Origin of the sequence: Kitasatospora sp. NPDC001539 (assembly GCF_040298565.1) — a bacterium.
Lineage (GTDB): Bacteria > Actinomycetota > Actinomycetes > Streptomycetales > Streptomycetaceae > Kitasatospora.
This window is the reverse complement of record NZ_JBEPAK010000062.1, coordinates 24,727-31,011: the sequence shown is the minus strand read 5'-3', so window position 1 is coordinate 31,011 and position 6,285 is coordinate 24,727. Positions and strand designations below refer to the sequence as shown.

Genomic DNA, 6,285 nt, shown 5'->3' with positions numbered 1-6,285 from the left:
AGAGCACCGGGGCGCGGGGCGGTCCGTCCGGAGGTCCCGGCGGCTCCTGTGAACCGCCGGGAAGCCGACCCGGCGGTCGGTCCGTCAGATGGTCGAGGCGTCGATCACGAAGCGGAACCGGACGTCGCCGTCCGCCAGCCGTCGGAAGGCCTCGTTGACCTGGTCGGCCCGGATCAGCTCGATCTCCGCCGCGATCCCGTGCTCGCCGCAGAAGTCCAGCATCTCCTGGGTCTCCGGCAGCCCACCGATCATCGAACCCGCCAGCGAGCGGCGGCCGATGGCCAGCGGGAACGGGTGCAGCGTGACCGGCTTCTCCGGCATGCCGACCTGCACCAGGGTGCCGTCGGTGCGCAGCAGGCCGATGTAGGCGCTCAGGTCGAGGTCGGCGGAGACGGTGTTGACGATCAGGTCGAAGCGGCCCGCCAGGTCCGTGAAGGTCGCCGGGTCGGAGGTGGCCCGGTAGTCGTCGGCACCGAGCCCGAGGCCGTCCTCGCGCTTGCGCAGCGACTGGCTGAGCACGGTGACCTCCGCCCCCATAGCGTGGGCGAGCTTGACGCCCATGTGGCCGAGGCCGCCGAGGCCCACGATCGCCACCTTCTTGCCCGGGCCGGCACCCCAGTGCGCCAGCGGCGAGTACAGCGTGATGCCCGCGCACAGCAGCGGGGCGGCGGCGTCCAGCGGCAGGCTGTCGGGGATGCCCAGCGCGTACGCCTCGTCCACCACCAGCTCGGCCGAGTACCCGCCGTAGGTCGGCAGGCCGTCCCTGCCCGTGCCGTTGTAGGTGAAGACGGCCCCGCCCGTGCAGTACTGCTGGAGGCCGGCCTGGCAGTTGTCGCACTCCCGGCAGCTGTCGACGAAGCAGCCGACGCCGACCCGGTCGCCGACCTTCCAACGGGTCACGCCCGGGCCGATCTCGCTGACCACGCCGGCGATCTCGTGCCCCGGGACCATCGGGAAGATCCCGGTGCCCCAGTCCTCGCCGACCTGGTGGAGGTCGGAGTGGCAGATGCCGGAGTACTTGATGTCGATCACGATGTCGTGCTCGCCGACGGCCCGGCGGGTGATGGTCGTCTTCTCCAGCGGGGCGTCCGGCCGCGGTGCCGCGTAGGCGGCGACGGTGCGGGTGGCGGTGCCCGTGGTGTTGTTCTCGTTCGTCTCGTTGGCCATGACCCCAGACTGCGGTGGCGGCGGAAGGCCAACCAGACCAGAGATCGTCGTACGAAGCCGGGGCGTACGAAACCCCGGCGTACGAAGCCCGGTGGTACGACCGCGGAACGTACGACCGGGGAACGTACGCATGGCAGTGTCACCCTCACCCGCGCCGCGGCCCGCCGGATCGCCCGCATACTGCAGTCATGGACCAGCGCACCGAACTCAGCGAGTTCCTCCGATCCCGCCGCGCCCGGCTGCGGCCCGAGGACGTGGGCCTTCCGGACACCACCACCCGGCGACGGGTGCCCGGACTGCGCCGCGAGGAGCTGGCCCAGCTGGCCGGAGTCAGCACCGCGTACTACACCCGGCTCGAACAGGGCCACGGGGAGAACGTCTCCGCCGCCGTCCTGGACGCCATCGCCCGGGTGCTGCGGCTCAGTCCGGCCGAGCGCGACCACCTCGGCCGGCTCACCAAGCCCGCCCGCCGCCGGGCCGGCCGGGCCGCCGCCCGCCCCCAGCGGGTCCGCCCCGCGTTGCAGCAACTGCTCGACGCCATGGAGGGCGTGCCCGCCTACGTCCTCGGGCGGCGGCTGGACATCATCGCCTGGAACCGGCTCGGCACCGCCCTGCTCGGCGACTTCGCCGCCATGCCGCCCGAGCAGCGCAACATCGCCTGGAACGTCTTCCTCGACCCGGCCGCCCGCGAGCTCTACCAGGAGTGGGAGACCAAGGCCACCGACGTGGTCGGCATCCTGCGCCTGGACGCCGGTCGCGACCCGGACGACCCCAGGCTCGCCTCGCTCATCGGCGAACTCTCCGTCAAGAGCGAGGACTTCCGCCGACTGTGGGCCACCCACCAGATCCAGGACAAGGGCCACGGCACGAAGCACCTGGACCACCCGGTGGTCGGCCGGCTCACCCTCCAGTACGAGACGCTGCGCCCGGCCGGGGACGGCGACCAGGTGCTGGTCACCTACCACGCCGAGCCGGGCTCCCCGTCCGCCGAGTCCCTGCGGCTGCTGGCGAGTTGGGCGGCCACCGAGCGGCGGGAGGAGTCCGGGGAGGCGCCCGACCGGGCGGCTGAGCAGAGCCGGTAGGCCCGCCGCGCGCGGCCTGCTGCTTGAGGGCGGCGCCCGCGGGACCCGCACCGGGTGACCGCGGCCCGCCGCGCCCCGGACCGTGCCGCTGCGCGGGACCGACCTACCGGCCGGTATCGTCGGGGGCTCGGAACGGGTGGTCACCCGCCGCGAGGCGGGCGGAGCAGAGGGAACGGGTCAGGGCGGATGGAGTTTCGGGAAGACATCCTGGGTGCCCCCTACGAGGCGGCGGAGCTGGAGCTGCGGCCGGACACCGAAGGGGCGGTCTGCGCGACGCTGGTCCGCCGCACGGTGCCGGGCTCGGACCGGGCGGTCCTCTACATCCACGGCTACAACGACTACTTCTTCCAGACCAACCTGGCCGACCACTACGCGACGCTCGGCTTTTCCTTCTACGCCCTCGACCTGCGCAAGTACGGCCGCTCGCTGCGCCCCCACCAGTCGCCGAACTTCGTCCGCGACCTCACCGAGTACGACGAGGAGATCGACGAGGCGGTACGGATCATCCGCGAGGTCGACGGACACCGGCAACTGCTGGTGAACGGGCACTCGACCGGCGGGCTGGTGGCCGCGCTGTGGGCGGGGCGCCGGGCCGGGCGGGGCCTGGTGGACGGGCTCTTCCTGAACAGCCCGTTCCTGTCGATGCCGGCCGGACTCGCCGTCCGCACCGCCGGCGGCCCCGTGGTGACGGCGCTCGGGAGACTGGCGCCGACCAGGGTCCTGCCGTCCGCGCTGAACCCGCACTACACCCACAGCCTCCACAAGGACCACCGGGGCGAATGGGACTTCGACCTCACGCTCAAGCGCGCCGAGGGCTTCCCGCTGTTCGCGGGCTGGCTGTCGGCGATCCACCAGGGCCACCGCCGGCTGCGGCACGGGCTGGGGATCGACGTGCCGGTGCTGCTGATGGCCTCGACGAAGTCCATCGCCACCACCAAGTGGCACACCGCGCTGCACCACGCCGACGCCGTGCTGCGCGCCGACGACATCGCCGCCCAGGGGCCGAAGCTGGGCCGGCACGTGACCATCGTGCGGATCGAGGGCGGCATGCACGACCTGGTGCTCTCCGGCGAGGCGGCCCGCACCCGGGTGTTCGCCGAGCTGGACCGCTGGCTGGCCGCCTACCTGGACGTCCGGCCGGTGGGGGAGAACGCGTGACGGAGGAGCCGGTCCCGGTCGGGCGGCGGACCGACCTCGGCTTCGCGAAGCTGATGCCGGACGTCGACCGGGACGGCGGCTGGCTGCTGACGCTCGACGGCACCCCCCAGTCGTACGTCGACCTCGCCGACCCGACCCACCTCGAGTTCGAGTACACCCGCCGCCTCGGCCACCTCGCCGACACCCTCGCGCCGGCCGGGCAGCCGCTGGACGTGCTGCACCTCGGCGGCGGCGCGCTGACGCTGCCGCGCTACCTGACCGCCACCCGGCCGGGTTCCCGGCAGCGGGTGGTGGAGGTCGACGGGCCGCTGCTCGACCTGGTCGCCGAGCACCTGCCCTGGCAGGGCCCCGGGGCGGACGTCCGCACGACGGTGGGCGACGCCCGGGAGGCGCTCGCCGCGACCCCGGCGGACAGTCAGGACCTGGTGATCGCGGACGTCTTCCGCGGCTCCCGCACCCCGGCGCACCTCACCTCGGTGGAGTTCCTGCGGCTGGCGGCGACCGCGCTGCGCGACGGCGGCTGCTACGCCGCCAACCTGGCGGACGGTCCGCCGCTGGCCTTCGCCAGGGCGCAGGCGGCGACGGTGCGGGCGGTGTTCCCGTACGCCTGCCTGGTGGCGGAGGCCCCGGTGCTGCGCGGGCGCCGGTACGGCAACATCCTGCTGGCCGGCTCGACGGCTCCGCTGCCGGTCGCGGAGCTGAGCCGGCGGCTGGCGGGGGACGTCTTCCCGGCCCGCCTCACGGCGGGCGAGGACCTGGCCGCGCTGGTCGGCCGCACCGCCCCGGTCACGGACGCCGACGCCACCGACTCGCCGCCCCCGCCGGACGGCGCCTTCAGCGTGGGCTGAACCGGCGGCCGCGCCGGCGGCCGCTGTTGCGGCGCTGGCTGCGGCGTTCGCAGCGGCGGCGGAGCGGTGGGCCGGGGGCGATGGTCGAAGCGTCGCTCGAGCCGCGCGTCGCCCCGGTGGCCGCCGGGCCCGGGGTGTCAGAATCGGCGGGTTCATGCCGGGGCTATCCACGAAGGAGTCTGTATGAGCGGCGGCGGCGAACGGCCCGTGCTGGAGCAGGTGCCGGAGACGGCGCTGTGGACGCTGTGGCACCGGGCGCTGGAGGCGCGTCGGCCGGACACCGTCCTGCCCGACCCGAAGGCGGTCGAGCTGGTCGACCGGATCGACTTCCCGTTCGCCGAGCGGTTCGGCACCAGCGCCACCCAGGGCCAGCTCCAGGCCCTGCGCGCGGCCTGCTTCGACCGCGAGGTGGCGGACTTCCTCGCCCGGGAGCCGCGCGGCACCGTGGTCTGCCTGGGCGACGGCCTGGAGACCCAGTACTGGCGGGTGGACAACGGACGGGCCCAGTGGCTGAGCGTGGACCTGCCGGAGTCGGCGGCGCTGCGCGAGGAGCTCCTGCCGCCCGGCCCGCGCCAGCGCTACCTGGCCGCCGACGCCACCGAACCGGGCTGGGCCGAGGAGGTGGACCGCACCCGCGAGGTGCTGATCAGCGCCCAGGGCCTGCTGATGTACCTTCCGCCGGCCCGGGTGAAGGCCCTGATCGCCGCCTGCGCGGAGTGGTTCCCTGGCGGTTCGCTCGTGCTGGACGCCGTACCGCGCTGGTTCAGCCGGCTCACCCTGGAGGGGCGGATGCGCTCCCACGGCTACCAGGCGCCGCCGATGCCCTGGGCGATGGACGCCGGTGAGCGCGACAAGCTCCGCACCGCCAGTCCGGCGGTGACCTCCGTGCGGGACGTGCGGCCCACCGGTGGACGCGGCCTCCTCGGCGCCCTGCTGCCCCTGGCCCTGACCCTCCCGCCCGTCGCCACCTGCCGTCCCTCCGTCACCGCCCTGACCTTCGCCGAACGGTCCGCTCAGCCGGAGCCGGAGCCGGAGCCGGAGCCGGCGTCGTAATGGCGGCCGTGGCCGTAGCGGTGGCCGTGGCCTGGCTCGCCCGTCGGCGCCCGCTTTTTACCGAATCTTGAAGAAACGCCGGTCGGCCTGGAACCATGGCTCGGGGGCGTACGTCGTAACCAGCGGTGATCGGCCGGGGGGACAGGCCGCCCGGCACGTTAGGCTGCGCTCGGGGACCGGGAGGACTCGGGGGAGCGGCCTGGTGCCGCCATCGGAAGACTGCCGGGACGGCAGCCGGCTCCAGCACGGGCCGGCACCCGTTCCGACCTGCCACGGAGGTACTGGCCTTGCACATCGACGCCTGGATCGAGAGCGTCCCGCCCACGGCGGTGTACGCCCTGATCGGCCTGATCATCGGCATCGAATCGCTGGGCATCCCGCTGCCCGGCGAGATCGCCCTGGTCACGGCGTCCCTGATGGCGGTCAAGGGCGTGGTGAGCCCGTGGGGGATCGCGGCCTGCGCGATCGCGGGCGCGATCATCGGCGACTCGATCGGGTACTCGATCGGCCGCAAGGGGGGCAAGCCGCTCTTCGAGAAGCTGGGACGCAAGTTCCCCAAGCACTTCGGGCCCTCGCACCTGGCGACCGCCGAGCGGTCCTTCCAGAAGTGGGGCATGTGGGCGGTCTTCTTCGGCCGCTTCATCGCGCTGCTGCGCATCTTCGCCGGTCCGCTGGCGGGCGCGCTGAAGATGCCGTACTGGAAGTTCCTGATCGCCAACGTGCTGGGCGGCGTCATCTGGGCCGGTGGCACGACGCTGCTGGTCTTCAAGGTGGGCAAGGCGATCGAGCCGTGGCTGTCGCGCTTCTCCTGGGCGGGCCTGGCGGCGGCGGTCGTGGTCGGCGCCACCTCGGCGTGGCTGATGAAGCGCCGCGCGGCCAAGACCCACGCCAGGATCGAGGCGGAGGAGGCGGCCGAGGCCGCTCGGACCGCCGAGGCCGCAGGAGCCGTGCAGGCTCCCGTCGCCGAGTAACGGAAC

General features: G+C 73.7%; 6 protein-coding genes. 5 read left to right on the top strand and 1 reads right to left on the bottom strand.

Annotated elements, in window-relative coordinates:
- Positions 1 to 84: 84 nt before the first annotated feature.
- A complete protein-coding gene (locus tag ABT247_RS13020; RefSeq protein ID WP_350741982.1) occupies positions 85 to 1,167 on the bottom strand; it encodes an NAD(P)-dependent alcohol dehydrogenase in 1,083 nt (360 codons plus the stop codon).
- 188 nt (positions 1,168 to 1,355) lie between these two features.
- Between ABT247_RS13020 and ABT247_RS13015 the strand changes: the two genes are divergently transcribed.
- The 5 genes from ABT247_RS13015 (at position 1,356) to ABT247_RS12995 (ending at position 6,279) form a co-directional block, all read left to right on the top strand.
- Positions 1,356 to 2,249, top strand: a complete 894-nt coding sequence (locus ABT247_RS13015; RefSeq protein ID WP_350741980.1) for a helix-turn-helix domain-containing protein — start codon at positions 1,356 to 1,358, stop codon at positions 2,247 to 2,249.
- 186 nt (positions 2,250 to 2,435) lie between these two features.
- A complete protein-coding gene (locus tag ABT247_RS13010; protein ID WP_350741978.1) occupies positions 2,436 to 3,407 on the top strand; it encodes an alpha/beta hydrolase in 972 nt (323 codons plus the stop codon).
- Positions 3,408 to 3,460: 53 nt separating this feature from the next.
- Complete coding sequence (locus ABT247_RS13005) at positions 3,461 to 4,255, top strand: spermidine synthase (protein WP_350741987.1); 795 nt, start codon at positions 3,461 to 3,463, stop codon at positions 4,253 to 4,255.
- A gap of 183 nt (positions 4,256 to 4,438) precedes the next feature.
- Positions 4,439 to 5,308 (top strand): class I SAM-dependent methyltransferase, encoded by an 870-nt coding sequence (locus ABT247_RS13000; protein ID WP_350741976.1) that lies wholly within the window; start codon positions 4,439 to 4,441, stop codon positions 5,306 to 5,308.
- Between the two features lie 287 nt (positions 5,309 to 5,595).
- A complete protein-coding gene (locus tag ABT247_RS12995) occupies positions 5,596 to 6,279 on the top strand; it encodes a DedA family protein (RefSeq protein WP_350741974.1) in 684 nt (227 codons plus the stop codon).
- Positions 6,280 to 6,285: the final 6 nt, after the last annotated feature.